Here is a 25,261-nt window from a genome sequence, read left to right on the forward strand (position 1 = left end):
GCTAACTCGTGGTGGTGGTCGACGACCCCTTGGGGGACGCCCGGGCTACCGGGTAACCGGGGTTGTACTCCGGGGACACGGGGCCCTTATCAGGGGGGGTGGGCGGGGTGCCCCGCCGGGGGGGGGTGGGGGCACCGCGCTGGCGCTCAGCGCTCGTGGGAGCGCACCAGGAGCACCGCCACCACACACACCGCCATCCCGGCCAGCGCGCCCGCGCCCACCGGGTCGCCGAACATCAGCCACGTCCACACGAGCGTGGTGGGCGGGGTCAGGTAGAGCAGCGCGGACACCCGCGCCACGCTGGTTCGTGCCAGGTTGATCCAGTACAGCCCGTAGCCGCCCAGCGTGGACAGAACGACCACCCACGCCACCGCGGCCCAGAACCCCGCCGTCATGGGCGGGGCCAGGGTGCCCGTCGAGGCGGCGAGCCCGGTGAACAGGATCGCGCTCACCGCGCACTGCACGGCCAGTGCCTCCACCACGCTCCCGCCGGGACGCGATCTGCGCTCCACGAGGGTGGCGGCCACCAACGAGAGCATGGCGCCGAACGGGAGCGCGTACGCCCACCAAGGGGCGGACCCGGCCTGGAGCAGGTCCGAACCCACCACCATGCCCACACCGACCAGGCCCACCGCCAATCCGACGACCTGGCGCCCGCGCACCCGCTCACCGAGCAGGGGGACGGCGAGCGCGGTGGCCACCATGGGTTGGAGGGCGGCGACGAGCGCGCTCGTCCCGGCGGCCACCCCGGCTTCGGCGGCCGCCACCACCCCGTACAGGTACCCGGCCTGGGCCAGGAGCCCGAGCACCGCGTGCAGCGCCATGTCCCGGCCGCGCATCCGGGACCCGCGCCACAGGCACCAGGCCACGAGCAAGCCGCCCACGACGAGGAACCTCCACGCAAGGAGGGTGGTCGCCGGGGCCTGCCGGGTGCCCAGTTCGGCCCCGACGAACCCCGAACTCCACATCACGACCAGCCCCGAGGCCAGCAGGAAGGGGATCAGGGGTCGGGCGGTCGGGCGGGTCCGTGTGCGTGAGGTCATGACGTCCATGCCGCAGAGGTAAACACACCGGTCGGTATACTCACAATGTAGTCACCGACCGAAGGAGCGCATCATGGCCGGCATCACCCGGGAACCGCGGCTGACCCCCGCCGCGCGCCGTGTCCTGGACGTGGCGACCGACCTCTTCTACACGCGGGGGATCAACACGGTGGGCATGGAACTGGTCGCCGAACGCGCCGGGGTCACCAAGAAGACCATCTACGACCGGTTCGGCTCCAAACAGCGGCTGGTCGTGGCCTACCTGCGCGCACGGGACACCCGTTGGCGCGACTTCCTCGACACCCACATGGACCCCGCTGCCTCCCCGCGTGCCCGGATCGGGGCGACCTTCGAGGCCCTGGACGCGTGGATGCGGCAGGAGAACCAGCGCGGCTGCGCCATGGTCAACGCCTACGCCGAGCTCTCCGACCCCGAACACCCCGGCCGCACCGTGGCCGAGGAACAGAAGCGGTGGCTGCGCGACCTGTACACCGACCTCGCCCGTGAGGGCGGAGCCACCGGCCCCGAGGCACTGGGCGAGGTCCTGGCGATGCTCCACGAGGGCGCCGTCGTCGCGCGCAACGTCACCGGCGTCGCCGACGCCGCCCTGACCGCGCGCGCGGCCGCCGACACCCTGCTCACCGCGAACGGGGTGGGCGCCTAGAGGTAGCCCAGCCTGGACAGTTCGTGACGCGCCACCTCGTGCACGTCACCGTGGTCCTTGCGGGTCAGCCGCTCCCGCCACGAGCCCACGCCCCAGGAGTGGTCGGTCAGCAGCTCACTGGCCGAGACCCGGGCGCCGGTGAAGTCCAGGAGCCTTTCGGAGGTCTCGATCTCCTGGCCGTGCACGTCCTCGTAGCGCAGGGTCATCAGCTGTTCCGGGCCGATCTCCTGGCGCAGCCTCGCGGACATGCGCACCGCGCCCCGCCAGCGCATCGCGCACTTGGTCGCCACCGAACCCTCGGTGAAGTCGTCCAGGTCCGACTCCTCCTCCAGGCCGAAGAAGTGGTTGGGGAACTCGTGGTCCAGCTTCATGAAACTGGGCTTGAGCCAGGCCAGCGAGCGCTCGTCCTCCATCATGTCCGCCACAACGTCACGGCCGTCGCGGATGATCTGGACGAAGCGCGCGTCGGGGAACGCGGCGTACAGGGCACTCGCCGAGTACAGGAGGTCGGGGCTGGCGTCACCGTAGCGGAGGGCGGCGGCGCTGTGCTCGCACGGTTCGGCGGAGGCGTTGGCGGGCACCCGGGCACCGGGGCCCGGGCATCTGGGACAGGTCAGGGGGGTGAGCTGCCAGGTCTCGGCGTAGGCCTCGCGCAGCAGGCTCGCGGTTCCGGACACCTTCTCCTGAGCGAGGGAGGGGCGCCTGGCCACGGCGTAGACGGCGTTGAGCACGCCCGAGGAACCGGCACCGAGATGGAAGCCGGGCGCGCGGGCCAGGGCGTGGGCGATCACCGGAACCCCGGAGTGGGGGGCACCGAGCACAAACACCGGGCGCTCCACCTTGGTCCCGTTGACCACGAGGATGTAGGAGGGCTGCTTCATGATTGTGTCGTATTTTTGCACCCTTTGCCCTTCTCGTGTGCATCGGTCGGGGCCTGGCGGCACCCGCCCCACACGTTCCCCGAGGTTAAGGGCAGGATCGGTCCAGAAAGCGCCGTGCTGGGCCAAGACCGGGGAAAGCCGTGCAAAGACGCTGTAAGAATGGGGTATGGCCTCGATGACCGACGACACCACGCCGTTCGCCGACCCGGAGGGGTTCGAACACGCGGCCGAGCTGCTCGCCTCCGCGCGGCGCATCACCGTCCTGACCGGCGCCGGAGTGTCCACGGACTCCGGTATCCCGGACTTCCGTGGCCCCCAGGGGCTGTGGACCACCGACCCCGACGCCGAGGCGATGTCGGACATCGACAGCTACATGGGCGACGTCGACGTGCGCCGCCGAACGTGGCTGGCCCGCCGCTCCCACCAGGTCTGGAAGGCCGGACCCAACGCGGCCCACCTCGCCCTGGCCGATCTGGCCGCCGCCGGGCGCCTGCACGCGCTCGTCACCCAGAACATCGACGGTCTGCACCAGCGCGCCGGGGTCCCCGAGGACGAGGTCATCGAGGTCCACGGCACCATGCTCCGGGTGATGTGCATGTCCTGCGGACTGCGCACCCCCAGCACGGAGGTGCTCGCGCGCCTGGACGAGGAGTCCGACCCGCACTGCTCGGTGTGCGGAGGAATCCAGAAGACGGACACCGTCTCCTTCGGCCAGCGCCTGGACCCCGAGATCATCGAACGCGCCGCCCAGGCGGCCCGCGAGTGCGACGTGTTCGTGGCGATGGGCACCTCGCTGACCGTCCACCCGGTGGCCGGGCTGTGCGACGTCGCCATGATGGGGCGGGCTCCGCTGGTGGTCGTCAACGCCGAACCCACCCCCTACGACGACTACGCCAGCGCGGTCCTGCACGACCCCATCGGCGACCTGGTCCCGGCGTTGGTCAGGCGCGCCCTGACGGGCTAGGGCAGGTCGTCCGGAAGCGGCCCGGCGGAGCCCCCCAGGGACCCGGAGCGCTTGATCGGTCGCGATGGCGCGGACTGGTTGACGGGCAGGGAGGGTGTGACGCTCCAGAGCTCCTCCCCGGGATGGCTTTCCAGTTGCCCGAGGAGCGTCATCAGTTCTCCGCGGAGCCGCTGGAAGGAGTCCCAGACCTCCTGTGGGGTGGTGGGGCTCCTGTGCACGCCACGGAGTGCCTTCTGAACCATCTGGGAGAGCTTCAGGCGGGAGTCCGGGCCCAGATGATTGGGCCAGGAACGCAGGTCCTCCAAAGCCTGGCGAAGGACTGTGAGCACCACGCGGTCCGGCTTGTCGCGGAACAGGAGCCCCGAGTAGCTGCTCAGCCGCTCGCTCACCAACTCCGTCGGAAGCAGGTCGATCGGCTCCAGACGCAACCGGAGTACCTCGTGGGACTCGATCCACGGCTTCCGGCCCTCCGCCGTGTACCAGGTGCCCAGATCGTCTGAGATGTGCTTCAGGTAGGGGGTCAGGACCAGAGCCAGACGGGACGCCGTTCCGTTGGCACGCAGGGCCATCGACCGGAGCAACCGTGAGGTGACCGTCCCACTGGGCACCGTCACCTCGTACGGGTTGATGTTCGCTGCCTCTCCGGAGATGTCGGCGCGCAGCTCGAAGCCCACAGCCTCGCCCACGTTGAAGGGTTCGCCCCGCTCACGTGTCAGAACCGTGACCGGTTCACTTCCCTCCCAGTAGCCGAGGTGTCGCATACGCAGGGTGCCCAGGACCCCGAACCACTGGGGAGCGGGGAGGGCGCGCCACAGAGCGACGGTCTTACGCCAGGAGTGCCATGGGTTCCTTTCGCCCGGGAAGAGCGTTTCCAGCCGCACGGGTTCGTCGAGGACCAGAACCAACAGGGTGAGCAGGTTGGCCGTGTAGCGGCCCTCTCGGTCCGAGACGGAGAAGCGCTGTGGCTCGTATCCTGCGAACGAGCGGTTGGCCGCGGGGAAGGGCGCCTCCTGGAAGAGATCGAGAAGCAGTTCCCGGAACTCCTCCCGCAGGTCCGGTTCCTTCTCCAGCAGTCGAGACAGGAGCTCGTCCAGGAAGGTCACCACCCTGTCCCGGCCCGCGTAGGCGGCGAAGGACGCCAGCGCGTACAGCTCACCGTCGTCCAGGTGCAGGGCCCGGCTTCGGCGACGGGACACCCGGGCGCGGTCCTCGACCAGCTCCTCCAGGGCCGCCACCACCATGCGGGCCACCAGATACTCCCCGAAGGTGGCGTGGAGGAACTCGAAGGCGCTGCTGGTGCCGTCCGTGGTCCTGGAACGCGCCTCGTGGACGAAGAAGAACCGTCCCAGAACCTGGTGGGCTGGAGCGATCTGACCGTGCAGGTCGGCGTTGTCGGGTGTCTCGGCGGCCTCCGGCATGAGGACGGCCAGATCCGCGTCCAGTTCCTCCGCGCGCACGCTCTGGCGTCCGCGTGCGAACATCGCCATCGCGGCCACCTCCAGACGCCGCAGCTCGTCCTCGATCGCCCGGGCGAGGTCCCGGCCGCCCAGGTGGGGCCGGTGCTTGTCCACCTCCCGCCGCGCGAACATGGTGAGCAGCCGCTCGTACAGCTCTCCGTGGGAGAGGGTGTCCGAGGCGTTGAGCAGTGCGTTGCCGTGGGCGTCGTAGATGAGCAGCATGATCAGGAGGAGGGGCTGCTCGGCGAGATCGCGGTAGCGGAGCACCGCCTCCGGCGTCAGGGGCCGCAGTTTCGAGGCGTCGTTCGCCTCGTTCCACACCCGAAGCATCTGCTCGATCTGGGCGTCGTCGAAGGGCTCCAGCCGGATGACCGTGGTCAACGGGGGGAACCGGGTCCGGTCCGCCACCAGGGTGCGGCTGGTGACGATCACGACCACCGGCTGGCCCATGTGCTCCTGCTTCTCCTGGAACTCCTGAACTCGCTCCAGGTAGTCGGACCGGTCGACCCCGGTCGCTTGGAGGAGTTCGTCGAATCCGTCCAGAATGATCACGGGCAGCGCACCGTCGGCGTCGTCGGCCAACTCCCGCCAGGACACGGTGGCGTGCAGATCCGCCCGTAGCCCCTCCTCGATCTGGACGTGCAGAGGTGCGTTGGGGCTGACCGCGCGCAGCTCCACGCGGATGGGGAGGAAGTCCTCCGGCGGCAGTTGGGCGGCGAGCATCTCGGTGAACTTGGACTTGCCCGCGCCGGGGTGGCCCAGAACCACAGTGGGGTGTTCGGTGGCACGGGGGTGTGTGATCAGGGAGGCCACGATCGTCTGGAGATCGTCCTGGACGGGAAACTCCTGCCACCAGTCGTCACTGGCGGGGCTGCTGTTCTCGCGTGCCATGGTGATCCGCCCGCGCGGTGGGATGTATCCCGCCCGGAGCGAGGGGAGAACCAGCCCGGCCGGGGCGTCGTCGGAACGCAGGATCGGCCGGTTGAGCACCGCCTGGTAGGAGGCAGTGAGTTCCTTCCTCCTCCGGGTGACCGGGCGCGTCGAGCTGATGCGGACCAGTTGTTCGTGCAGGTCGGAGAGGCCGGTGCCGATCTCCTGACGGGTCCGCTCGTGCTCGCTCGTGTGCAGCCACATGCCGAACTCGGGAACCTCGGCACCCAATCGTCGGATGTTCTCGTCCAGACGCCCCGGTACCACCTGGGCCATGGAACTCCGGAACTTCCTCATCAGATGGTGGTCCCAGGTGATTCCGTGCCGCTCGGCCACCGCGAGAGAACAGAAGAAGTCCGTGAGGTGGGCGGCCACACCCTTCATGTACTCCGCAGTCACCGAGCCGTGCTTCCTGCGACTGCCGGAGTGTGTGATCGGGAATGACAGCCCCGGTCCCGGGATCTCCACGAGACGTTCCCGCAACAACGTGAACTGCTCCTCCGAGGTGATCTCCAGGTCGTCCAGCCCGAAGGGCATCCCGATCCTGGTGAACACCTCCTCCGCCGACTCGAACACCGACGTGATCACCAGAATCTGGTGGGCCGCCTGGATCTTCTCGGTACGGGACATCCGGCTCTCGCCCCGGAGTCGGCCGCCCAGCCCCTCCAACAGCTGGCGGCTCTTGCTCACCAGGGCGCCGCGCACCCCGAAGACGTCGGGGACCCCCACCAGCCCCAGTCCACCGTCCGCCACCTTCTCCGCGAGGTCCAGTGCCTCCGAATCGCTGTTGCCGAGGATCCTCAGCGCGTCACTGTAGGTGAGCCGTCTGGCCATCGGGTCGGTGCCTCTTCCTCGTCCGGGGGTGCCTGGGGCGGGAACGCGATCGGACCCGACACCGGGGGTGGCGTCGAGTCCGCACGTCAGAAGGGGTTTCGCGAATATGGGGTTGTCCCTTGGATGAGCGCCCACGGGGGAGCGGACGCTCACGAGGGGTGAGACGCCCTAGGGCAGCTGCCAGTTCACCGGGTCGGCGCCCTGTTCCCTGAGCATCTCGTTGGTCCTGCTGAACGGCTTGGAGCCGAAGAAGCCGTTGCGAGCCGAGAGCGGGCTGGGGTGCGCGGACTCCACGCACGGGATGCCCGGCATCAACGGGCGCAGGTTGCGGGCGTCACGGCCCCACAGGATCGACACGAGCGGCTTGCCCCGCTCGGCCAGCGCCCGGATGGCCTGCTCGGTGACGGCCTCCCAGCCCTTGCCCCGGTGCGATCCGGCGTTGCCCGGAGCCACCGTCAGGACCCGGTTGAGTAGCAGGACACCCTGCTGGGTCCACGGGGTGAGGTCACCGTTGGAAGGCATGGGGGTACCCAGGTCCTCGCCCATCTCCTCGTAGATGTTGCGCAGGCTCGCGGGGAGGCGGACCTCGGGCGCCACCGAGAAACTCAGGCCGACGGCGTTCCCGGGCGTGGGGTAGGGGTCCTGGCCCACGATCAGCACGCGCACGTCGTCGAAGGGCTGTTGGAAGGCACGAAGGACGTGGTCCCCGGCGGGCAGGTAGGTGCGGCCCTCGGCGACCTCCTGACGGAGGAAGTCGCCCATAGCGGCGATCTGCGGGGCGACCGGCTCCAGCGCCTTCGCCCAACCGCTGTCCATGATCTCGTGCAGGTCCTTGTTCGGCATGGCCAGAACACTAGCGCCAGCCACGGACAACAAGGTCCGATTCGGCCTCTCTGGCCGCCACACCCGCCTCATCGCAGCGGGCACGGGTGGTCACCTGGGGGCCTGCTCTCGCCATCGGACCAGGTGGGAGCGGATGGTCCGGTTCGGCGGAGTCCTCACCACACAGACGGGTGTGGTGGACCACCAACGCCTCGTCGTGGCGGACGGCCTTGTCCCAGTGGTCGAAGTATCCCAGGTAGGCGGACAGGTAGTGGCAGGCCCACGGCGTCGGGGGCTCGTCTTCACCGCGTGTCCGGGCCGGGTCCGGTACCAGTGAGGAAAGTTCCGGCAACGCGTCGCCCGGAGGGGATCGGTGGGCCCATCCTGGAGAGCGGACCCCACGCTGACCAGTGACCGGGGGTTCCCCGACCGCGTGCCACCTGGTTCGAGCATGATCGTGCCCCGTGGGGACACTCCCCATCGGGGCACGGGGGCTTTCGGAGCGGGGGAACGGCTACTCGGCGCGCCACCCTCCCTGGCGGTCGGCGAGGTTGAGCGCCGTGGTCACCAGGGGTACGTGGCTGAAGGCCTGCGGGAAGTTCCCCACCTGGCGGCCGGCCCCGGGGTCCCACTCCTCTGCGAGCAGGCCGACGTCGTTGCGCAGGGAGAGCAACCGCTCGAACAGCTCACGGGCCTCCTCCTGGCGGCCGATGGACAGCAGGGCGTTGGCCATCCAGAAGCTGCACGCCAGGAACGCGCCCTCGTCACCGGGGAGCTGGTCGGCGGAGTTCTCCAGGTCCGTGCGGTAGCGGAGCACGAAACCGTCCACCATCAGGTCCTCGCGGACCGCCTCGATGGTGCCGACCACGCGGGGGTCGTCGTAGGGGAGGAAACCGACCTCGGGGATGAGCAGCAGGGCGGCGTCCAGCTCCTTGCTGCCGTAGTACTGGGTGAAGGTGTTGCGCTGGGGGTCGTAGCCGTACTCGCACACCTCGGCGTGGATGGTGTCGCGCAGCGCCTTCCAGCGTTCGATGGGCCCCTCGGTGTTGAACTCCTCGATGCTGCGCACCGCCCGGTCCGCTGCCACCCAGGCCATCACCTTCGAGTGGACGAAGTGCTGCCTGGGGCCCCGCACTTCCCACAGGCCCTCGTCGGGCTCGTCCCAGCACCACTCCAGGTAGTTGACCAGGGACCGCTGGAGCCCCCACAGGTGCTCACCACCCTGGATGCCCGAGCGCCGGGCCAGGTGCAGCACGTCCATGACCTCGCCGTACACGTCCAGCTGGTACTGGCCCACCGCGGCGTTGCCGACGCGGACCGGCGCGGAGGACTCGTATCCCGGGAGCCACTCGGCCTCCCACTCGGTGAGGCGGCGCTCCCCCCTGATGCCGTACATGATCTGCATCAGCTGGGGTTCACCGGCGACCGCGCGGGCCAGCCACTCGCGCCAGGCCATCGCCTCGTCGGTGTACCCGGAGCGGATCAGCGCCTCCAGGGTGATGGTGGCGTCCCGCAGCCAGCAGTACCGGTAGTCCCAGTTGCGTACCCCGCCGATCTCCTCGGGCAGGGAGGTGGTGGGCGCGGCCACGATCCCGCCGGTGGGGCGGTAGGTGAGCCCCTTCAGCGTGATGAGGGAGCGCACCACCGCCTCACGGTAGGGGCCGTCGTAGGTGCACTGGTCCACCCACTTCTCCCAGAACCTCTCGGTGCGGGAGAGGGCCTTCTCCGCGTCCAGGTGGTCGGACTCCTCCACCTGGGAGGGGTGCCAGGTCATCACGAACGGCACGCGCTGTCCGGCGGTGACGGTGAAGGTGGTGTCGTGGGTGAAGTTGTGGCCCTTGAGGGCCACGGGGGCGCTCAGCCAGATCGCGTCGGGCCCGGCGATCGCGACCAGCTCGGTCCCGGCGCGGTGCATCCACGGGACGACGTGCCCGTAGTCGAAACGGATGCGCATGGTGGTGCTCATGCGCACGGTGCCGCTCAGCCCCTCCACGATCCGCACGATGTGCGGCGCCCCGCCCCGGGGCGGCATGAAGTCGATGACCCGGACGGATCCGGTGTCGGTGTCCCACTCCTGTTCCAGGATGAGGGTCTCGCCCCGGTAGTGGCGCCGGTCGGCCCGAGGACTTCCCTCGGCCGGGCGCAGGGTCCAGTGACCGTTCTGTTCGTCGCCCAGGATCGCGGAGAAGCAGGCCGAGGAGTCGAAGTCGGGCAGACACGCCCAGTCGATGGACCCGTCCCGCCCGACCAGCGCGGCGGTCTGCATGTCGCCGATCATTGCGTAGTCTTCAATCCAGCCGGGCACGCGGCTCACCCCCAACACGTCGTCTTCGTCTGTGCGGTGGCGCGAGCCGCCCCGTCGCCACGGGGACTGTCGCTTCCGCGCGATCCTGCGCGCGCACGCCCGTGTGCGCATCCCGTCGGGGACCTGTCTCCCGACCCGCCTTCGGATCGGGGCGCCGTTCGGGTCATGCTCTTCCCCCCGGACCGCCCACAGCCGTCTCGTACCCGGGTATGTGCCCAGGTGTGGGCAGGCGAAAAGGCCGGTTCTGGAAAAGGACCCGTCCCCACCGGTCACCGCGGTCCCCATCTTCCATGCTCAGTGGGGACCTGGCTACAGGCCGATGCACGTGCATTCGGATGAGCGAGAGGTATGTCGCGGAATGTGCGGCTTTTAATGGGGAGAAGTTATGACGCGGTGATCAACGAGCCGTGACGGACCGGCTAACGGCCCGTCAGAGTGGGGCTTTCCGGCGTATCCTCCGGCATCCGCAGCATCGGGAGGAAGACCTGGGCCAGGGGGCCGATGGTCACCATGAACACCACGGTTCCCACGCCGACGGTCCCGCCGAGCAGGAACCCGGACAACGCCACGGTCACCTCGATGAGGGTGCGGGCCAGCCGCACGGACAGTCCGCGCGCGGCCAACCCGGTCATCAGGCCGTCCCGGGGCCCCGGGCCCAGTCCCACGCCGATGTAGAGGCCGGTGGCGACCGCGCACACCAGGACCCCCGACGCCAGCAGGAGCACCCGGACCGGCAGGGAGTCGGTGGTGGGCAGCAGCCACAGGGACAGGTCCACGGACGCGCCGACCATCACCACGTTGCTCAGCGTGCCGAGTCCCGCCTTCTGGCGCAGCGGGATCCACAGCAGGATCAGCAGGGCGCCGACGATGACGCTCCAGGTGCCGATCGACAGCCCGGTCTGGTGGGACAGCCCCTGGTGCAGCACGTCCCAGGGCATGGCGCCGAGGTCGGAGCGGATGAGCAGAGCGCCGCTCAGGCCGTACATGGAGAGGCCGAGGTAGAGCTGAAAGAGGCGGCGCAGCCGGGGTCGTGGCAGGACCGGGGTGATCAGCAGCCGCCGGGCCAGGGCGGAGACGGGGTTCCGGGGTGGTTCGGACAAGGCCGGCCTCGACTTTCACGCGTGTACCGGCGCCGCGCCGGAACAGATTCATGGGGTGATTGGATGACCATCCACAGAGGGGCCACATCGGTATCGTGGCCCAGGTGGTGCTCGGATTGAAGAGCCAATCCTGGCAACTGGCCCGATTTCTCCCCCGGTGAGGTGAATCCCATGGCGAGGCAGCGCACCGACCATCCCGGAACCGGTGGCGGCACCCGGCGGATCAACGGCCGACTGCTCGCGCGCCTGATCGGTGAGGGCCCGGTCGAACGCCCCTACTACCTCGCGATCGCCCGGGCCGTGAGCGGGCTGGTCCTCGACGGGCGGGTCCCCACCCACACGCGGTTGCCCGCCGAACGCGACCTCGCCACCGCGCTGGGGGTCAGCCGCAACACGGTCACCGCCGCCTACGCCTGGCTGCGTGACAACAGCTTCCTCGACAGCAGGCAGGGAGCGGGCAGCTGGACGGTCCTGCCGGACTCGGGCACCCGGGGGCCCGCGCCCTTCGTCCCCGCCGCCGAGCAGATCGACCTCGGCGTGGCCGCGCCCCCGGCGGTCGACGGGCTGCGCGCGGCCTCCTTCCACGCCTCCGAGCAGCTCGCCGCCCACGTGGGCGGAATCGGCTACTACCCCTATGGTCTGCCCGAGCTGCGGCACGCCATCGCCCGGCGGTATGTGGAGCGGGGGCTGCCCACCACCCCCGAACAGATCTTCGTCACCAGCGGTGCCCAGCAGGGCGTCACCCTCGCGATGGATCTGCTGGTCAACGAGGGGGACGAGGTCCTGCTGGAGTCACCCACCTACCCGCACGGCCTGGACGCGGCCCGCCGCAACGGCGCCCGCATCCGCACCACCGGGGTGACCCCGCAGGGCTGGGACATGGAGTACCTGGTGGACGCCTTCCGCCAGCGCAGGCCGACCGCGGCGTACATGATCCCGGACTTCCACAACCCGACCGGCGCGCTCATGGACGACGACGAACGCCGGGTCCTGGTGCGGGAGGCCCGCCGCGCGGGCTCCCACCTGATCATCGACGAGTCCGGAGCCGAGCTGGCCATCGACTCCGGGGACCTGCCCGCCCCGGTGGCCTCGCACGACACCGACGGGCGGGTGCTGACCGTGGGCTCGGTGGCGAAGCTGTTCTGGGGCGGGCTGCGGGTGGGCTGGGTGCGCGCGACCCCGCCCATGGTCACCCGGATCATGGCGATCCGCCAGCGCTTCGACCTGGCGGGGTCGGTGCACGACCAGCTCACCGCGACCCACCTGATGTCCGACGTGCTGCGCATCCGGGCCGAGCGAAGCCGCCAGCTGCGCCGCAACCGGGACGCCCTGTTGTCCGCCCTGCGCGACCGCCTGCCGGACTGGCGGCCCAGCGTGCCCGGTGGCGGACTGGTGCTGTGGGCGGCGATGCCCCAGCCGGTCGCTACCGCGCTGTCGGAGGCCGCCGTCCGGCACGGGGTGCACCCGGCGGCCGGGCCGGTGTTCGGCGCGGACGGCACCCTGGAGCGGTACCTGAGGCTGGCCTACACCCGGCCGCCGGACGTGCTGGCCGACGCCGTGGAGCGGTTGGCCGCGGCCTACGCCGAGACACTGGCCCACCCCTCGCAGCCGCGCGGCCAGCTGTATGTCTGACCTGTTCGAACGCCGTGCCCTGGCGTGTCCTCAGACGGCGAAGCGCCGCGCGAAGCGGACCACCTCGGCGATCACCTCGTCGCGGTTGGTCTCGTTGAACACCTCGTGCCGGGCGCCGGGGAACACGCGCACGGTGACGTCCTCGCCCGCCACCGCCTCGATGCCCGTCCTGGTGTCCTCCAGCGGCACCAGCTGGTCCTCGTGGCCGTGCACCCAGAGCAGGGGGAGGGAGCCGAGGTCTCCCGATTCGTTGCCCCGCCTCAACTCGGTGAGCAGGGCGTTCACGGTGGCGCGCTTGAAGGGGCCGTGCCAGACCAGCTCGTCGGCCACGTAGGCCTCGCCGACGCCGGGGTCGCGCGAGAGGACGGACGGGTCGATGGGGGCGTCCGGGATCACTTCGGCGGCGGCGATCTCCTCCAGCGCGGTCCAGCGGCCCAGCACCGGGCCGGACAGCACCAGGGCCTGCGCCGCGCCGGGGTTCACCTGGGCGTAGCGGGTGGCGATCAGGCCGCCCATGGAGTGACCGATCATCACCAGGGGGAGGCTGCGGTAGGCGGTGCGGGCCTGGGTGACCACCCGGTGCACGTCCTCGACGACCCCGGCGTAGTCGTCGATGAGCACTCTCTCACCGGAGGAACCGCCGTGTCCCCGGTGATCGGCGCCGTAGACCACCGCTCCGGCGGCGCACAGGTCCCGCGCGACCTGTTCGTAGCGGCCCAGGTGCTCGCCGTAGCCGTGGACGAGCACGGCCAGCCAGGTGGGTTCGCCCTCGGTTGGGGCCCAGGCCCGCGCCGCCAGTTTCCCGGAACCGTCGGGCCCTCCGGCCAGTCCCCACTCACGTGTGCTGATCACCGTGTCCTGCCTCCTCGTTGCCGCTGCCGTCTGCGACGATCGGGTGGTCGCCGCCGGAGAGGTCACCCTAGAACATCCGTGAGGCGGGGCCGGGGCGCCTCGTGGGGGTCGTGGTCACGGTGTGTGTTTGGGGCAACGGCCAGAGAGGGCGGTGTGATCTCGTGCGAGTCGACGAAATATGCCAAATGGTGCGATCGCGACGACTCGCCGTGAAACTGGATCTTCTACGCTTAAGAGGGGGTATCCCTCTTGTGGGAGCACCCCCGTGCTTTCCCGACAGGCAAAACCGGACTGGAGAGGAGGATGACGCTCGTGCTGGCCGACTCCTATGGCCGCGTGGCGACGGACCTGCGTGTGTCGCTCACCGACAGGTGCAACCTCAGATGTACCTACTGCATGCCACCGGAGGGACTGGAGTGGCTTCCCAAACCGGAGCTGCTCACCGACGACGAACTCCTTCGCCTGATCCGCATCGGCACCACCCGCCTCGGTATCAACGAGGTCCGCTTCACGGGTGGTGAGCCCCTGCTGCGGCGCGGCCTGGTGAACATCGTCGCGGGCACCACCGCCCTCGAACCCCGCCCGCACACCGCGCTGACCACCAACGGGATCGGGCTCGCCCGGACCGCGCCCGCCCTGGCCGAGGCCGGACTGGACCGGGTCAACGTCTCCCTCGACACCCTCGACCCGGTCGTCTTCGAGAAGCTGGCCCGGCGCCGACGCCTGCCCGACGTCCTGGACGGGATGGCCGCCGCGGCGAGCGCCGGACTCACCCCGGTCAAGGTCAACGCGGTGCTGATGCGCGACGCCAACGACCACGAGGCCGCCGATCTCCTCCGCTTCTGCGTGGAGCACGGTTACGAACTGCGCTTCATCGAGCAGATGCCCCTGGACGCCCAGCACGGCTGGCGCCGGGACACCATGATCACCGCCGACGAGATCCTGGGGCGCCTGGAGGCCGAGTTCGACCTCGACCCGGCCGACGCCGACACCCGTGGCAGCGCTCCAGCCGAGCTCTTCCACCTGCGCGGCCAGACCTTCCCCAACGGCGAACCCGCCACGGTCGGGGTCATCGGTTCGGTCACCCGCCCGTTCTGCGGGGCGTGCGACCGGGTCCGGCTCACCGCTGACGGCCAGATCCGCAACTGCCTCTTCGCCCGCGAGGAGTCCGACCTGCGCACACCCCTGCGCGAGGGCGCCAGCGACGACGAGATCGCCGACCGCTGGCGGGCCGCCGTCGGGGCCAAACTCCCCGGCCACGGCATCAACGACCCGAGCTTCCTCCAGCCCGCCCGCCCGATGTCCGCTATCGGCGGCTGACCAGATCACACCGCGCGGTGGCCCGCCAAGGTGGGGCGAACCGACGTAAAGCAGTTGCCGCCCTCCCTTCTCACTGGCTTTGATGTTCCGGGGCACCGACACCGACCAACGACGGTGCCCCGGGCTGACGGCAAGAGAAACGGGAGGTGCCCATGCCCTACACCGAAGTCCCCGGAGACCTGGTACCGATCCGCATGTGGGCCGACCCCGAGCAGGTCGAGTCCGCCGCCATGGACCAGCTCCGTAACGTGACGAGCATGCCCTGGACGCACGGGCTCGCCGTCATGCCCGACGTGCACTACGGAAAGGGCGCGACGGTCGGCTCCGTGATCGCGATGCGCGATGCCGTGAGCCCGGCAGCCGTGGGCGTCGACATCGGCTGCGGCATGACGGCCGTGCGCACCGGCCTGACCGCCGAACGGTTGCCCGACGACCTCGGGTCCCTGCGTTCGGCCCTGGAGGCCGCCGTCCCGGTCGGCTTCCACGCCCACGACGAGCCCGTCGACCCCGCGCGCGTCCCCGGTCTGGGCAACACCGGCTGGGACCGCTTCTGGGACGGTTTCGACGGGCTCGCCTCCGCCGTGCACCCCCGAAACGAGCGCGCCCGGCGCCAGATGGGAACCCTCGGCGGCGGGAACCACTTCCTGGAGGTGTGCCTCGACGACGACGGCGCCGTCTGGATGGTCCTGCACTCGGGGTCCCGCAACATCGGCAAGGAACTGGCCGACCACCACATCACCCAGGCGCAGGCGCTGCCGCACAACCGGGACCTGCCCGACCGCGACCTCGCCGTGTTCGTGTCCGGAACCCCCGAGATGGACGCCTACCGGCGCGACCTGTTCTGGGCCCAGGACTACGCCCGCCGGAACCGGGACGTCATGATGGGTCTGGCCTGCCAGGTCCTGGCCGAGCGTGTCCCCGGCACCACGTTCGAACAGCGGATCTCCTGCCACCACAACTACGTGGCGGAGGAGACCTACGACGGCGTGGACGTGCTCGTCACCCGGAAGGGAGCGATTCGTGCGGGTTCGGGGGAGTTTGGTGTGATTCCGGGCAGTATGGCCACTGGGACCTACATCGTGAAGGGCCTCGGCAATCCCGCCTCATTCAACTCCGCCTCGCACGGCGCCGGACGCCGCATGAGCCGGAACAAGGCTCGCAGGACGTTCACCCGGGCCGACCTCGTCGAGCAGACCAAGGGCGTTGAGTGCCGCAAGGACCTCGGGGTCGTGGACGAGATCCCCGCCGCCTACAAGGACCTGGAGTCGGTGATCGAGGCCCAGACCGACCTCGTCGAGGTGGTCGCCCACCTGCGCCAGGTGGTCTGCGTCAAGGGGTGAGCCCCGCGCTCCCGGCCGACGCCGCGTGCGGCATGCTGGGAGGGTGATCGAGAACCTCGACGCGGTGGTGCTGGCCGGGGGAGCGGCGACCCGCATGGGCGGCGCAGACAAGCCCGGCCTCACCGTCGCCGGACGCACCCTGCTGGAACACGTGGTGGGCGCGGTGCGCGCCCACTCACCGCACGCCGACGTGACCGTGGTCGGGCCCGAACGCGACCGTCCTCGTGCCCGCTACGTCCGGGAGGACCCGCCCGGCGGGGGCCCCGTCCCCGCCCTGCGTGCCGGACTGCCGCACGTGAGCGGCGCGTGGGTGGCGCTGCTCGCCGCAGACCTCCCCCACCTGGCCCCGAACCACCTCGCCGCTCTGGGCGCCGCGCTCCGGGGCCAGCGCGCGGGGGAGCCCGGTGGAGCCGTCTTCGTGGATCCCACCGGCCGCGAACAGTGGCTCACCGGGATCTGGGACACCGTGGCGCTGCGCACCGCCCTCGACGCGTACACGGGGCGTTCGCTCCACCGGCTGCTCAGCCCTCTCGGTCCCGTGCGGGTGCCGCTCACCGACGCCCCCGAGGAGTTCGACGTGGACACCCCCGAGGCCCTCGAACGCGCCCGCGCCGCCTGGACTCCCAGGGAGCAGGGACCGGCCTGACCGCTCCTCACTGAGCGGATTCCGCGATCTGCGGGGGCTCGCCCCGGCGCCGTTCGTCCAGGTCCGCGAACGCCCTTGGATCAGTCTCCAGATCCCGAGTGGCCTGCTTCCGGCGGGGGCGCACCTGTCGGGCGCCCGTGAGCGACCGAGGAGGCCTGTCACCGCATGCGCGTTGTGGTGGACCACCCACGGGAGGGGCACTGAGGAGCAGGGAACGCCGCGGCACGGGTGGTGCGCCGCCTTCCGGAGGAGGCCGAGGCCGACCCCGGTCCGGGCGGGCTCCAGGCGGGCCTGCTCGGACCGGTCCTGGTCCAGAACGCTCTGAGGGCCACCTCCTGGGCTCGTCCCTGGCCGGAACCGCTGGCCGAGGCGGCGCGCTGCCGTCACCAGGAGGTCCGCCTGAGGGCCGGAACACCGCCGTGGGGTGACGGATCAGGAGTGACGGATCAGGGGCGGGTACCGGGCCCTGATCCGGGCCCGTCCCCTCCGGTCCGACCAGCGTCGTCGCCGTCTTCTTCACTGGCAAGGAACTCGGTCATGGGGACCGTCTCACGGAGGAAACCGCGCAGGCCGAGGAAGTTGGCGAGGTACTCGCGGTGTTCGTCGCAGGCCACCCACACCTTGCGGCGGTCGGGGGTGTGCAGCTTGGGGTTGTTCCACACGAGTGCCCACTCGGCGGCGGCACGGCAGCTCCTGCGCGAGCAGTGTGTGTCCGGTGCGGTATTACCCAATGCTGGTCCCCTGGCGACAAAGCGGATTCGGTGGTCAAGCCCCGGCCACGGGCGGGTATTCACGCCGACCGGGTGCGGACAAAAGGCGACGCCGGGTGGTTACGGGGGCAAACCACCCGGCGTCGCGCGCGATGTTTCGACGGGGGCTCGAAACATCGTCCCGCGCTTCGACGGGGGATCGAAGCGCTAGACCCAATGTACACCGACGCCCCCCGGGGTACGTCAAGAGTGAGTTACGACGTTGTCTCGGGACAGTCCCGCCAGGGGCGGTCCTAAGTCCCAGGTCAGAACTTATCTGACACTTCACCGACCCTTCCGGTCCTGGTCGGTCGGCCCATTCCCTTGACGGAACGCCTGTCACCTGGGCCAAGCCCGTCCCAACCGGGGCCAAAGTCCTCAGAAACAAACAGCAAAGCCCGCCGATCCGTTCTCCGGAAAGGTTCCCGGAGTAAATCGAGGAGGCCGTGTGGCCGGCGGGGATTGAGGGGAGGCAGGGAGCGGGGCCGGGTTCGCGCGGCCCCAGCCACCGACTACACAGGGGGTCACCCATGACCGGCCACACCTACCGCGTCACGGAAATCGTCGGAACCTCTTCCGAGGGCGTCGACCAGGCGATCCGCAACGGTATCCAGCGGGCCTCGGCCACGCTGCGCGGGCTCGACTGGTTCGAGGTCACGCAGGTCCGGGGCCACATCGAGGACGGCGAGGTCGCCCACTTCCAGGTGGGCCTCAAGGTCGGCTTCCGGCTGGACGACTGACCGCCCGGGTTCCGGGGTCCGGCGTCACGGCCCGGAACGCGGGCCGGGCCGGGGCCGAGGGATCGGGCCCCGGCCCCGCGCTCAGTCGTCGTCGGGTTCCGGGCCGCGCAGAACGTCCACGTGCACGTGGTCCAGGTGGCGCAGGATCTCGTTGTCGGGGTCGGCCTCGTAGTGACGCCACCCCATCGAGGGGTACCGGGTGCTCCAGATCTTGTCGTCGAAGATGATCACGTCGATCTGGTAGTCCGGGGCGTGCGCGATCAGCCAGTGCGCCAGCAGCCACCCCTCCCGCCGGTTGTCCTCGTTGACCGGTCGGTAGAAGACGTCGAGCGCCCGACCCTCGTAGTGCGCCGAGCCCTCGCCGTGGCCGGTGTCGTACCCGCCAGCCACGAACCCGCCGATCTGGGTGTCGGCGAAGTCGTTCTCGATCCCCGCCTTGAGCGTCTCGGTGCGCGGGGTCATTCCGGAGGGGAGCTCCTCCTCGAACTCGACCTCCTCACCCGAGTAGCTGCAGCTCATCGATGGGCCCGCGTCATCCTCCGGCCCGTTGACCAGCGCGTCCATGACCTCGTCGGGAATGTCGTCGACGTCCGGTCGCGAGATGGGCGCGTCGTCCCCCTGGGCGATCACGGCGGCGGCGGTGCTGGCCCGCTTGGCCTGGTCGCGGTCGAGCTTGACCTGCTCGTCTCCGGTCCACACCGAGCACTCCTGGCTCCACGGCGTGGCGGTGGGGAAGATCCGGTTCTGGTTGGCCACCACCCAGCGGGTGCCGAGCACGGCGATCACTGCCAGGACGGTCAGGACGGCGATGGCCAGGACCAGTCCGTGCCATCGTCGGTGGACCCTGTCGGCTCCGGGAATTCTGTGGGTCATGGACTCCGCTCCTCCACGCCGGAGACGGGGGCGGCCCCTGCCGCCGTCGACGCCTCGGGCGCCGTGTCTCTCCGGCTACCTCGCACATTCCTCCGTATATGGGACACGGCGGGAACAGCACTCATTCCCGACAGTGACGCGGATCAAGTGGAAGCGGTCATGACGCCGCACGGGTCGGATGGATCACCACACCGACCACAGGACCATGACGCCGCCCAGGAGCAGGGTCAACGCCCACACACGGTCCATGGTCACGCCCTTCCAGCGCAGAGCGTGCACGCCGAGGAAGTCGTAGGCGATCAGCGCCGCCACCCCCGCCGCCCCGAGCATGGCCAGCGAGTGCACCCCGGTGGCGGCGAGCCCGAGGAGGGTGGCGTCCCACAGGTTCCACGCCCCCTCGGCGGCCCCCGCGGTTCCGGCCCCCGCGGTCACCTCGGCGGCTGACCCGGTGACGTCGACGGGTCCGGGAGCTCCGTGCCCCGCGTGACCGCCGCCCTCCACATGCGTGTGGTCGAGCTGCCCCGACAGCACCGGCATGAGCATGAGACCGGCCCCGTGGGCCGAGGACATCAGGAAGGACCACGCGGTCAGCTGCCACAGCGACAGGCGCACGTCCCGCCAGTGGAAGTGCTGGCGCGAGAGCAGGATCACCAGCCCCAGCAGCACGATCACACCGCCACCCAGGACCGGGAAGAGGACCGAGGCGGTGGCCGAGCCCGTGACGGTGATCGCCACCGCGGCGACGGCGACGCTGACCGCGTGTCCCACGGCGATCGCGGGCAGGGCGGCCAGCACCTGGCGGCGACCGCCCTCCTGGAGACCCCTGCTGACGGCGAGCAACCACCCCATGCCGGGATGCAGCCCGTGGAAGGCGCCCAAGGCGACGAGAGTCCAGAGCTGCGCTGTGGTCACCGAGTCAGGTTCACACGCCCGCACAGGGGTGACAACGGCCCGTGGCCAACTGTCCGACTCCGGTCACCGTGCGTCGCCGGTGTTTGCCGCAGGCTGCCCAGGGGCATCGCGGTCCCCCGGGCCCGGTGCACCGGGCCCAGGGGAAGGAGATCAGGGGCAGATGGAGCCGAGGTCGGTGGCCTCGGAGCCGACCTGACGGCCCGGGTCGGCGGGGGAGGGCTCGTCCAGACCGGTGTAGCGCTGCCACTCGGTCCGCTCGTCCTCCTCCCACTCCTCCCACTCCTCGGGGGTCGGGTCCTCGGCGTCCTCGGGGCGGTCACCGTCGGGGGAGGCGGAGGGTTCGTCGAGCGGCGCGTCGTCCTCCTCCTCGCTGACCGCGATCGCCTCCGCGACCAGCTCCTTGATCTCGTCCCAGTCCGGGTTGCCGGTGGACACCTGCGGAGGGGACAGCTGCAGGGCGCTCATGTCACCGTGGTCGGTGAGCTCGTCGGCCAGTTCGATGAAGGCGGGCACCTTCGACTGCGGGATGTCGGTGGTCAGGGTGCGCTTGGTGGCTCCGGCCAGCCGCCGGTAGCTCGTCAGGACCGTGGTCGGGTCGACCTGTTCCGCGACGTACTTGACCAGGCAACCCTGGCGGCCCATCCGCCCGTAGTCGTCGGAGCCGATCCGGGACCGCCCGTACCAGAGCGCCTCGTGGCCGTCGAGGCGGCGCACGCCCGGCTCCAGCACCCCGCCGTGCACCCCGTAGGGGATGGGCTCCTCGATCCGCACCCGCACGCCGCCCACGGCGTCGATCAGGTCGCGGAAGCCCATCATGTCGACCATCGCGTAGTACTCGACCTCCAGGCCGAGGTTGTGCCCGATCACCTTCTTGAGGGTGTCGGCGGCGGGGTCGGCGGCGATCGGGTTGAGGGCCAGCTCCTCGGGCTCCTCCGCGACCGTCTGGTACACGTCGTTGAGCAGCAGGTCGAAACCGTACGGCTCGGGGTAGCGATCGGCGAGCGCGCTCTCCTCGGGGAAGCGCACGTTCTCCAGGTTGCGGGGGAGTCCGACCAGGACGGCGTCGCCCGTGTCGGTGTCCAGGCTCGCCACCATCATGGTGTCCGTGCGCACGCCGTAGCGGTTGTCGGCGGAGTCCGCACCGATCAGCAGCACGTTGACCCGGTCGGCTCCGTACCAGGGGTCGGCGGCGTCGTGCGGCGGCAGGTCGTCGCGCTCCGGGGCGTCGAAGACCTCACCCAGCGTCTCGTAGGCCGTGTAGCCGCCGTGGAGCGCCCAGGCCGCCGGTGCTCCGACGGTCAGGCACAGCAGCAGGACCACGACGCCACCGAGCAGGCGCTGGCCGAACTGCGCGCCCTCGGGGCGGGTGATGGCCCACGAGTGCACGATGACGGTCAGCCACAGGACGGCCACCACGAACACGGCGCCCATCACGCCCAGCAGCCAGCGGTCCTGCACGGCCATCCCGGCCAGCACGGTCATCGCGCCCGCCTCGTGGGTGCCGATCCGGACCAGACCGAGGACCAGCGCCGCGACACCCACGAGGTACACGCCGAGGATCACGGTCCCGGCGAGCCGACGCCTCATGCGCAGGTGCGCCACACCGGGGAGGGGAAGCGACGCGACGGTCCACAGCAGCGCCCCTCCCGTGCTCGGGCGCGTGGGCGCCTTGTCCCGCCGCTCGTCCTCCGCTGCCACCAGCGATTCCTCTCAAGCCGCGGGGCGATCACGGCCGCCCCGTTTCTCCGGTTTTGATCGTTCGCGCCACGTTCGCCGTGTGACGGTCACTTCCTGTTGTTATGCCCTTTCCCAGGTGCTCGCACGGGGGGCGGCCCGCCGGTCGTCCCGCGCGGTGGGCGGTGCGTGCCCTCGGGGTCGTGCCCTCGGAGGGTGTCGCTCGGACCCGTGTGTTCAGTGTGGCGCTTTGTCGGGGTTGTGTGCACAGCGGCCACCTCATAAGGGGTGTTCTATACAAGTCTGTTATGTGGTCGAGAGAGGCCTGTTGGGGCATTGGACGGCGCTGTCCGGCCGGTCAAAGGGGTGAATCAACCGATTTCTTTGGCGATCAGTAGTGAAGCGGCTCCACAACTGCGATGATCTGGCCGGAGGAGGGGGCGCCGTCCGGGGGTAAGGGCGGCGTCATGGGAACGAAAGGCAACCATCGTGCTCGATGCGGTTGACGCCGCGCTCATGCGGGCGTTGCAGGGGGACGGCAGAGCGACGTTCCAGGCCCTGGCGGACGGGGTGGGCCTGTCCAGGACGGCGGTTCGCGCCAGAGTGCGCCAGTTGGTGCAGTCGGGGGCGATCAGGATCGTCGGCGTGTTGCACGCCGGCGTGGTGGGCATGGAGGTCCTCGGTCACGTGTCGTTCCGCGTCAGCGGGCCGGTCGGTCCGATGCTCGACGCGCTGGGGGAACGGGAGGCCGTGACCTTCGCGGCGCAGACCGCCGGGAGGTTCCCGGCCGTCGCGCAGGTCAGGGTGGCCGACGACGCCGCCCTGACCAAGGAGTTGGCCGACCTGCGCTCGCTGCCGGGTGTGGACGGCGCGGAGGTCTTCCGTGCCAACGCCGTGTACAAGGACGCTCACAGCAGTGTGCGTGAACTACGCGACGTCGAGTTGGACGCGCTTGACTGGCGGCTGGTTCGCAGGCTGCTCAAGGACGGCCGAGCCTCGTACGCCGACCTGGCCCGACAGGTGGGGTTGTCGCAGGCGGCGGCGCGCTCGCGTGTGGTGCGCCTGCTCAACTCGGGGGTGGTCCACGTGACCGCGCTGGTCGAGCCGTCGGCCGTGGGCGCCAACGAACAGCTCGGCTTCGGACTGCGCTGCCGGGGTGACGCGGACGCGCTGGGCACCGCCATGGCCAACATGGGGCGGATCTCGTTCCTGGCCAGCGGCTTCGGTCGCTACGACGTGATCGGGACGCTCACGGCGCCGGACCGGTGCCAGTTGGTGGACGCGCTGGAGCGGATCCGAGCCACCGCGGGGGTCGGGCACGTGGAGACCTGGGAGCACCTCCAGGTGCGCAAGGAGCGCCGGGGTGGTGAGCGCACGCTCGGCTGGGTACCCGGCTGATCCGGGCCGACCACGACGGGGCGGGGCGGGTGACCGTCCGCCCCGTTCGTACCCCAGGATGGAGCCATGGTGACGGACGGTCCGAAGACGCCGGAGACAGCAGCCAAGCGTGAGACCGGGGACCGGCGCCCGGTGGCGCACGGCCCCGGGACCCTGCGGTTGCGCGGGCGGACCTTCGCCGGTCGGCGCTTCGCGGTGATGGGCGTGATCAACCGGACCCCCGACTCCTTCTACGACCGGGGCGCCACCTACGCCCTGGAGGCCGCGCTGGCCTCCGCGGACCACGCCGTGGCGGCGGGGGTCGACATCATCGACGTCGGCGGAGTGAAGGCCGGGTACGGGGCGCACGTGGACGAGGCCGAGGAGGTCCGCCGCACCGTGCCGTTCGTGCGCGAGCTGCGGTCCCGCCACCCCGACGTGGTGATCTCGGTGGACACCTGGCGGGCCGGGGTCGGGCGGGCCTGCGCCGAGGCCGGGGCGGACATGATCAACGACACCTGGGCGGGGGCCGATCCCGACCTGGCCCGGGTGGCGGCCGAGTTCGGCACCGGCCTGGTGTGCAGCCACAGCGGGGGACTGGCCCCCCGCACCGACCCCCACCGCGTGCGTTACGAGGACGTGGTCGAGGACGTGGTGTCCGGGGTGTGCGAGCTGGCCGAGCGCGCCGTGTCGGTGGGGGTGCGCCCCGACGGGGTGATGATCGATCCCACGCACGACTTCGGCAAGAACACCTACCACTCGCTCGAACTCACCCGCCGTCTCGGTCAACTGGCGGCCACCGGCTGGCCCGTGCTGGTGGCGGTCTCCAACAAGGACTTCGTGGGGGAGACCCTCGGCGCCGGGCTGACCGAACGCGGTGACGGGACCCTGGCCACCCTGGCGGTGTCCGCGTGCGAGGGCGCCCGGGTCTTCCGGGTCCACGACGTCGCCGCCGCCCGTGCCGCTCTGGACGTGGTCGCGTCGGTCGTGTGACGAGGGCGCTGGTCGCCCTGCCAGGCAGGGAACGCCGGAAGTGGGGGGACGGACACGGGCGCCCGCCCAGATGTAACCATCGGTAGCATTTTTACGTGTTTCGGGCCCGCATGCCTTGCGTCACGTTTAAGTTACCCGCGAGTATAGAAGGGGTCGGTCCGAACCGACCGCACCGGGCGCGGGTGTAATGGAGGCTGACGTGGCGCTTGCGAAGACGTTGACGGCTGTGGGAACGGTGGCCCTGGCACGCTGCGGGGGTCGTCCCTTCGGGACCCACCTCTTCTCCGTCTGGCCGGGGGCCGGGTTCGCCGCGAGTGCCTTCCCCGTCCGCTGCGCGCCGGGCGACAACCTCGCGCTGCACGTCGCGATCGCCCAGGCCCCGCCGGGATCCGCCCTGGTGGTGGACGTCTCCGGAGAGTCCGAGTACGGCTACGTGGACGAGATCCTCGCCGTGGCCGCCCGAACCCGGGGCGTGGCCGGGATCGTCCTGGACGGCTGTGTGCGCGACATCGCCGCCATCGCCCGTTGCGAGCTGCCGGTCTTCGGTGCCGGGGTGGCGGTCCGCGAGGCGGGGCACGACGCGGGCGGCTCCGTGGGACAGCAGGTGTTCATGGACGCCAGCGGCCCCGCGCCGCTGCCGGTCCGGCGCGGCGACTGGATCGTGGCCGACGACGACGGGGTGGTGTGCCTCCCGCGCGGCCAGGTGAGCACGATCATCGCCGAGACCATGGACAGCGTCTCCCGTGACCGGGAGCTCATCGACGCCGTCTGTGCGGGGGAGAGCACCCTCGACCTCCTGGACCTCGACCCGTCCAGGGTGACGGGCTGGGAGGGGGCTGCGGACCGGGGTGCCCGGCGCGGTCGCCCGAGGCCGATCGGATCGCGGCGCGAGAGCCGCGCGGTGCCGGAAGGGCACGCCCGCCCCAGACTGGGTCCGCGCTCGGTGGTGGGCGACGTCCACGGCGGAGACTGAACGGCACGGCCCCGGCGCGACAGGACTGGCGGCCCCGGAACGACCGGGGAGCAGGGTGGTGTGCCTCCCGCGCGGCCAGGTGAGCACGATCATCGCCGAGACCATGGACAGCGTCTCCCGTGACCGGGAGCTCATCGACGCCGTCTGTGCGGGGGAGAGCACCCTCGACCTCCTGGACCT

The 25,261-nt window shown here is 70.6% G+C and carries 20 protein-coding genes and 2 pseudogenes; 11 read left to right on the forward strand and 11 right to left on the reverse strand.

Features of this window, described 5'->3' with window-relative positions:
• Positions 1–146: 146 nt before the first annotated feature.
• On the reverse strand, positions 147–1,052 hold the full coding sequence (locus KBX21_RS25310) for a DMT family transporter (protein WP_210844143.1): 906 nt from the start codon (positions 1,050–1,052) through the stop codon (positions 147–149).
• Between the two features lie 64 nt (positions 1,053–1,116).
• Here KBX21_RS25310 and KBX21_RS25315 point away from each other — a divergent pair, with 64 nt between their 5' ends.
• On the forward strand, positions 1,117–1,707 hold the full coding sequence (locus KBX21_RS25315) for a TetR/AcrR family transcriptional regulator (RefSeq protein WP_210844144.1): 591 nt from the start codon (positions 1,117–1,119) through the stop codon (positions 1,705–1,707).
• Here the strand turns inward: KBX21_RS25315 and KBX21_RS25320 are convergent.
• Positions 1,704–2,588, reverse strand: coding sequence for a sulfotransferase (locus tag KBX21_RS25320; protein ID WP_049566933.1), 885 nt, complete (start codon positions 2,586–2,588; stop codon positions 1,704–1,706). The genes KBX21_RS25315 and KBX21_RS25320 overlap by 4 nt on opposite strands.
• 166 nt (positions 2,589–2,754) lie before the next feature.
• Between KBX21_RS25320 and KBX21_RS25325 the strand changes: the two genes are divergently transcribed.
• A complete protein-coding gene (locus tag KBX21_RS25325; RefSeq protein ID WP_210844146.1) occupies positions 2,755–3,552 on the forward strand; it encodes a Sir2 family NAD-dependent protein deacetylase in 798 nt (265 codons plus the stop codon).
• On the opposite strand, the gene KBX21_RS25330 is transcribed toward KBX21_RS25325, so the two are convergent.
• The 4 genes from KBX21_RS25330 to KBX21_RS25345 all read right to left on the reverse strand — a co-directional run bounded on the left by KBX21_RS25330 (position 3,549) and on the right by KBX21_RS25345 (position 11,000).
• Entirely contained in the window at positions 3,549–6,773 is a 3,225-nt protein-coding gene (locus KBX21_RS25330) for an NACHT domain-containing NTPase (protein WP_210844148.1), read from the reverse strand. The two genes, KBX21_RS25325 and KBX21_RS25330, sit on opposite strands and share 4 nt — an antisense overlap.
• A gap of 168 nt (positions 6,774–6,941) precedes the next feature.
• Complete coding sequence (locus KBX21_RS25335) at positions 6,942–7,616, reverse strand: uracil-DNA glycosylase (protein WP_210844150.1); 675 nt, start codon at positions 7,614–7,616, stop codon at positions 6,942–6,944.
• A 493-nt stretch (positions 7,617–8,109) separates the two neighbouring features.
• Positions 8,110–9,915, reverse strand: a complete 1,806-nt coding sequence (locus tag KBX21_RS25340) for a glycoside hydrolase family 15 protein (protein WP_234003825.1) — start codon at positions 9,913–9,915, stop codon at positions 8,110–8,112.
• A 404-nt stretch (positions 9,916–10,319) separates the two neighbouring features.
• Positions 10,320–11,000 carry a YitT family protein gene (locus KBX21_RS25345; protein WP_210844152.1) on the reverse strand — a complete coding sequence of 227 codons (681 nt, stop codon included), beginning with the start codon at positions 10,998–11,000 and terminating at the stop codon, positions 10,320–10,322.
• Between the two features lie 171 nt (positions 11,001–11,171).
• Between KBX21_RS25345 and KBX21_RS25350 the strand changes: the two genes are divergently transcribed.
• On the forward strand, positions 11,172–12,632 hold the full coding sequence (locus KBX21_RS25350) for a PLP-dependent aminotransferase family protein (protein ID WP_049566962.1): 1,461 nt from the start codon (positions 11,172–11,174) through the stop codon (positions 12,630–12,632).
• A gap of 30 nt (positions 12,633–12,662) precedes the next feature.
• Here KBX21_RS25350 and KBX21_RS25355 read toward each other — a convergent pair whose 3' ends face one another.
• On the reverse strand, positions 12,663–13,484 hold the full coding sequence (locus tag KBX21_RS25355) for an alpha/beta hydrolase (RefSeq protein ID WP_210844154.1): 822 nt from the start codon (positions 13,482–13,484) through the stop codon (positions 12,663–12,665).
• Positions 13,485–13,796: 312 nt separating this feature from the next.
• Here KBX21_RS25355 and moaA point away from each other — a divergent pair, with 312 nt between their 5' ends.
• From moaA to KBX21_RS25370, 3 genes are all read left to right on the forward strand, one after another.
• Positions 13,797–14,804, forward strand: coding sequence for a GTP 3',8-cyclase MoaA (gene moaA, locus KBX21_RS25360; protein ID WP_199776456.1), 1,008 nt, complete (start codon positions 13,797–13,799; stop codon positions 14,802–14,804).
• Positions 14,805–14,956: 152 nt separating this feature from the next.
• Positions 14,957–16,144: an RtcB family protein gene (locus tag KBX21_RS25365; RefSeq protein ID WP_210844156.1), complete on the forward strand. Its 1,188-nt coding sequence runs from the start codon at positions 14,957–14,959 to the stop codon at positions 16,142–16,144.
• Between the two features lie 43 nt (positions 16,145–16,187).
• Positions 16,188–16,790: a molybdenum cofactor guanylyltransferase gene (locus KBX21_RS25370; RefSeq protein WP_210844158.1), complete on the forward strand. Its 603-nt coding sequence runs from the start codon at positions 16,188–16,190 to the stop codon at positions 16,788–16,790.
• A gap of 527 nt (positions 16,791–17,317) precedes the next feature.
• Here the strand turns inward: KBX21_RS25370 and KBX21_RS25375 are convergent.
• Positions 17,318–17,521, reverse strand: a pseudogene (locus tag KBX21_RS25375) (hypothetical protein); the annotation flags it as partial.
• A gap of 548 nt (positions 17,522–18,069) precedes the next feature.
• On the opposite strand from KBX21_RS25375, the gene KBX21_RS25380 reads away from it, so the two are divergent.
• Positions 18,070–18,279 carry a dodecin gene (locus KBX21_RS25380; protein WP_049566986.1) on the forward strand — a complete coding sequence of 70 codons (210 nt, stop codon included), beginning with the start codon at positions 18,070–18,072 and terminating at the stop codon, positions 18,277–18,279.
• Positions 18,280–18,360: 81 nt separating this feature from the next.
• Here the strand turns inward: KBX21_RS25380 and KBX21_RS25385 are convergent, their stop codons facing one another.
• From KBX21_RS25385 to KBX21_RS25395, 3 genes are all read right to left on the reverse strand, one after another.
• Entirely contained in the window at positions 18,361–19,152 is a 792-nt protein-coding gene (locus KBX21_RS25385) for a hypothetical protein (protein ID WP_210844160.1), read from the reverse strand.
• 183 nt (positions 19,153–19,335) lie between these two features.
• On the reverse strand, positions 19,336–20,064 hold the full coding sequence (locus KBX21_RS25390; RefSeq protein ID WP_049566993.1) for a hypothetical protein: 729 nt from the start codon (positions 20,062–20,064) through the stop codon (positions 19,336–19,338).
• Between the two features lie 150 nt (positions 20,065–20,214).
• Entirely contained in the window at positions 20,215–21,762 is a 1,548-nt protein-coding gene (locus KBX21_RS25395; RefSeq protein ID WP_210844162.1) for an LCP family protein, read from the reverse strand.
• Between the two features lie 465 nt (positions 21,763–22,227).
• Here KBX21_RS25395 and KBX21_RS25400 point away from each other — a divergent pair, with 465 nt between their 5' ends.
• The 4 genes and pseudogenes from KBX21_RS25400 to KBX21_RS26810 form a co-directional block, all read left to right on the forward strand.
• On the forward strand, positions 22,228–23,136 hold the full coding sequence (locus KBX21_RS25400; RefSeq protein WP_049567001.1) for an Lrp/AsnC family transcriptional regulator: 909 nt from the start codon (positions 22,228–22,230) through the stop codon (positions 23,134–23,136).
• Between the two features lie 66 nt (positions 23,137–23,202).
• Positions 23,203–24,108 carry a dihydropteroate synthase gene (gene folP / locus KBX21_RS25405; RefSeq protein ID WP_210844164.1) on the forward strand — a complete coding sequence of 302 codons (906 nt, stop codon included), beginning with the start codon at positions 23,203–23,205 and terminating at the stop codon, positions 24,106–24,108.
• 226 nt (positions 24,109–24,334) lie between these two features.
• Positions 24,335–25,081: an RraA family protein gene (locus tag KBX21_RS25410; RefSeq protein WP_210844166.1), complete on the forward strand. Its 747-nt coding sequence runs from the start codon at positions 24,335–24,337 to the stop codon at positions 25,079–25,081.
• 55 nt (positions 25,082–25,136) lie between these two features.
• Positions 25,137–25,261 (forward strand): annotated as a pseudogene (locus tag KBX21_RS26810) (RraA family protein); the annotation flags it as partial.

Source organism: Nocardiopsis sp. B62, from assembly GCF_018070675.1.
Lineage (GTDB): Bacteria > Actinomycetota > Actinomycetes > Streptosporangiales > Streptosporangiaceae > Nocardiopsis > Nocardiopsis prasina.

Excerpts from the sequence above, each read along its gene's own strand:
- KBX21_RS25335 (WP_210844150.1), bottom strand. The coding sequence starts at position 7,616 with ATGCCGAACAAGGACCTGCACGAGATCATGGACAGCGGTTGGGCGAAG.
- KBX21_RS25385 (WP_210844160.1), bottom strand. The coding sequence starts at position 19,152 with ATGACCCACAGAATTCCCGGAGCCGACAGGGTCCACCGACGATGGCAC.
- KBX21_RS25350 (WP_049566962.1), top strand. The coding sequence starts at position 11,172 with ATGGCGAGGCAGCGCACCGACCATCCCGGAACCGGTGGCGGCACCCGG.
- folP (WP_210844164.1), top strand. The coding sequence starts at position 23,203 with ATGGTGACGGACGGTCCGAAGACGCCGGAGACAGCAGCCAAGCGTGAG.
- KBX21_RS25365 (WP_210844156.1), top strand. The coding sequence starts at position 14,957 with ATGCCCTACACCGAAGTCCCCGGAGACCTGGTACCGATCCGCATGTGG.
- KBX21_RS25320 (WP_049566933.1), bottom strand. The coding sequence starts at position 2,588 with ATGAAGCAGCCCTCCTACATCCTCGTGGTCAACGGGACCAAGGTGGAG.
- KBX21_RS25325 (WP_210844146.1), top strand. The coding sequence starts at position 2,755 with ATGGCCTCGATGACCGACGACACCACGCCGTTCGCCGACCCGGAGGGG.
- KBX21_RS25380 (WP_049566986.1), top strand. The coding sequence starts at position 18,070 with ATGACCGGCCACACCTACCGCGTCACGGAAATCGTCGGAACCTCTTCC.
- KBX21_RS25315 (WP_210844144.1), top strand. The coding sequence starts at position 1,117 with ATGGCCGGCATCACCCGGGAACCGCGGCTGACCCCCGCCGCGCGCCGT.
- KBX21_RS25310 (WP_210844143.1), bottom strand. The coding sequence starts at position 1,052 with ATGGACGTCATGACCTCACGCACACGGACCCGCCCGACCGCCCGACCC.
- KBX21_RS25330 (WP_210844148.1), bottom strand. The coding sequence starts at position 6,773 with ATGGCCAGACGGCTCACCTACAGTGACGCGCTGAGGATCCTCGGCAAC.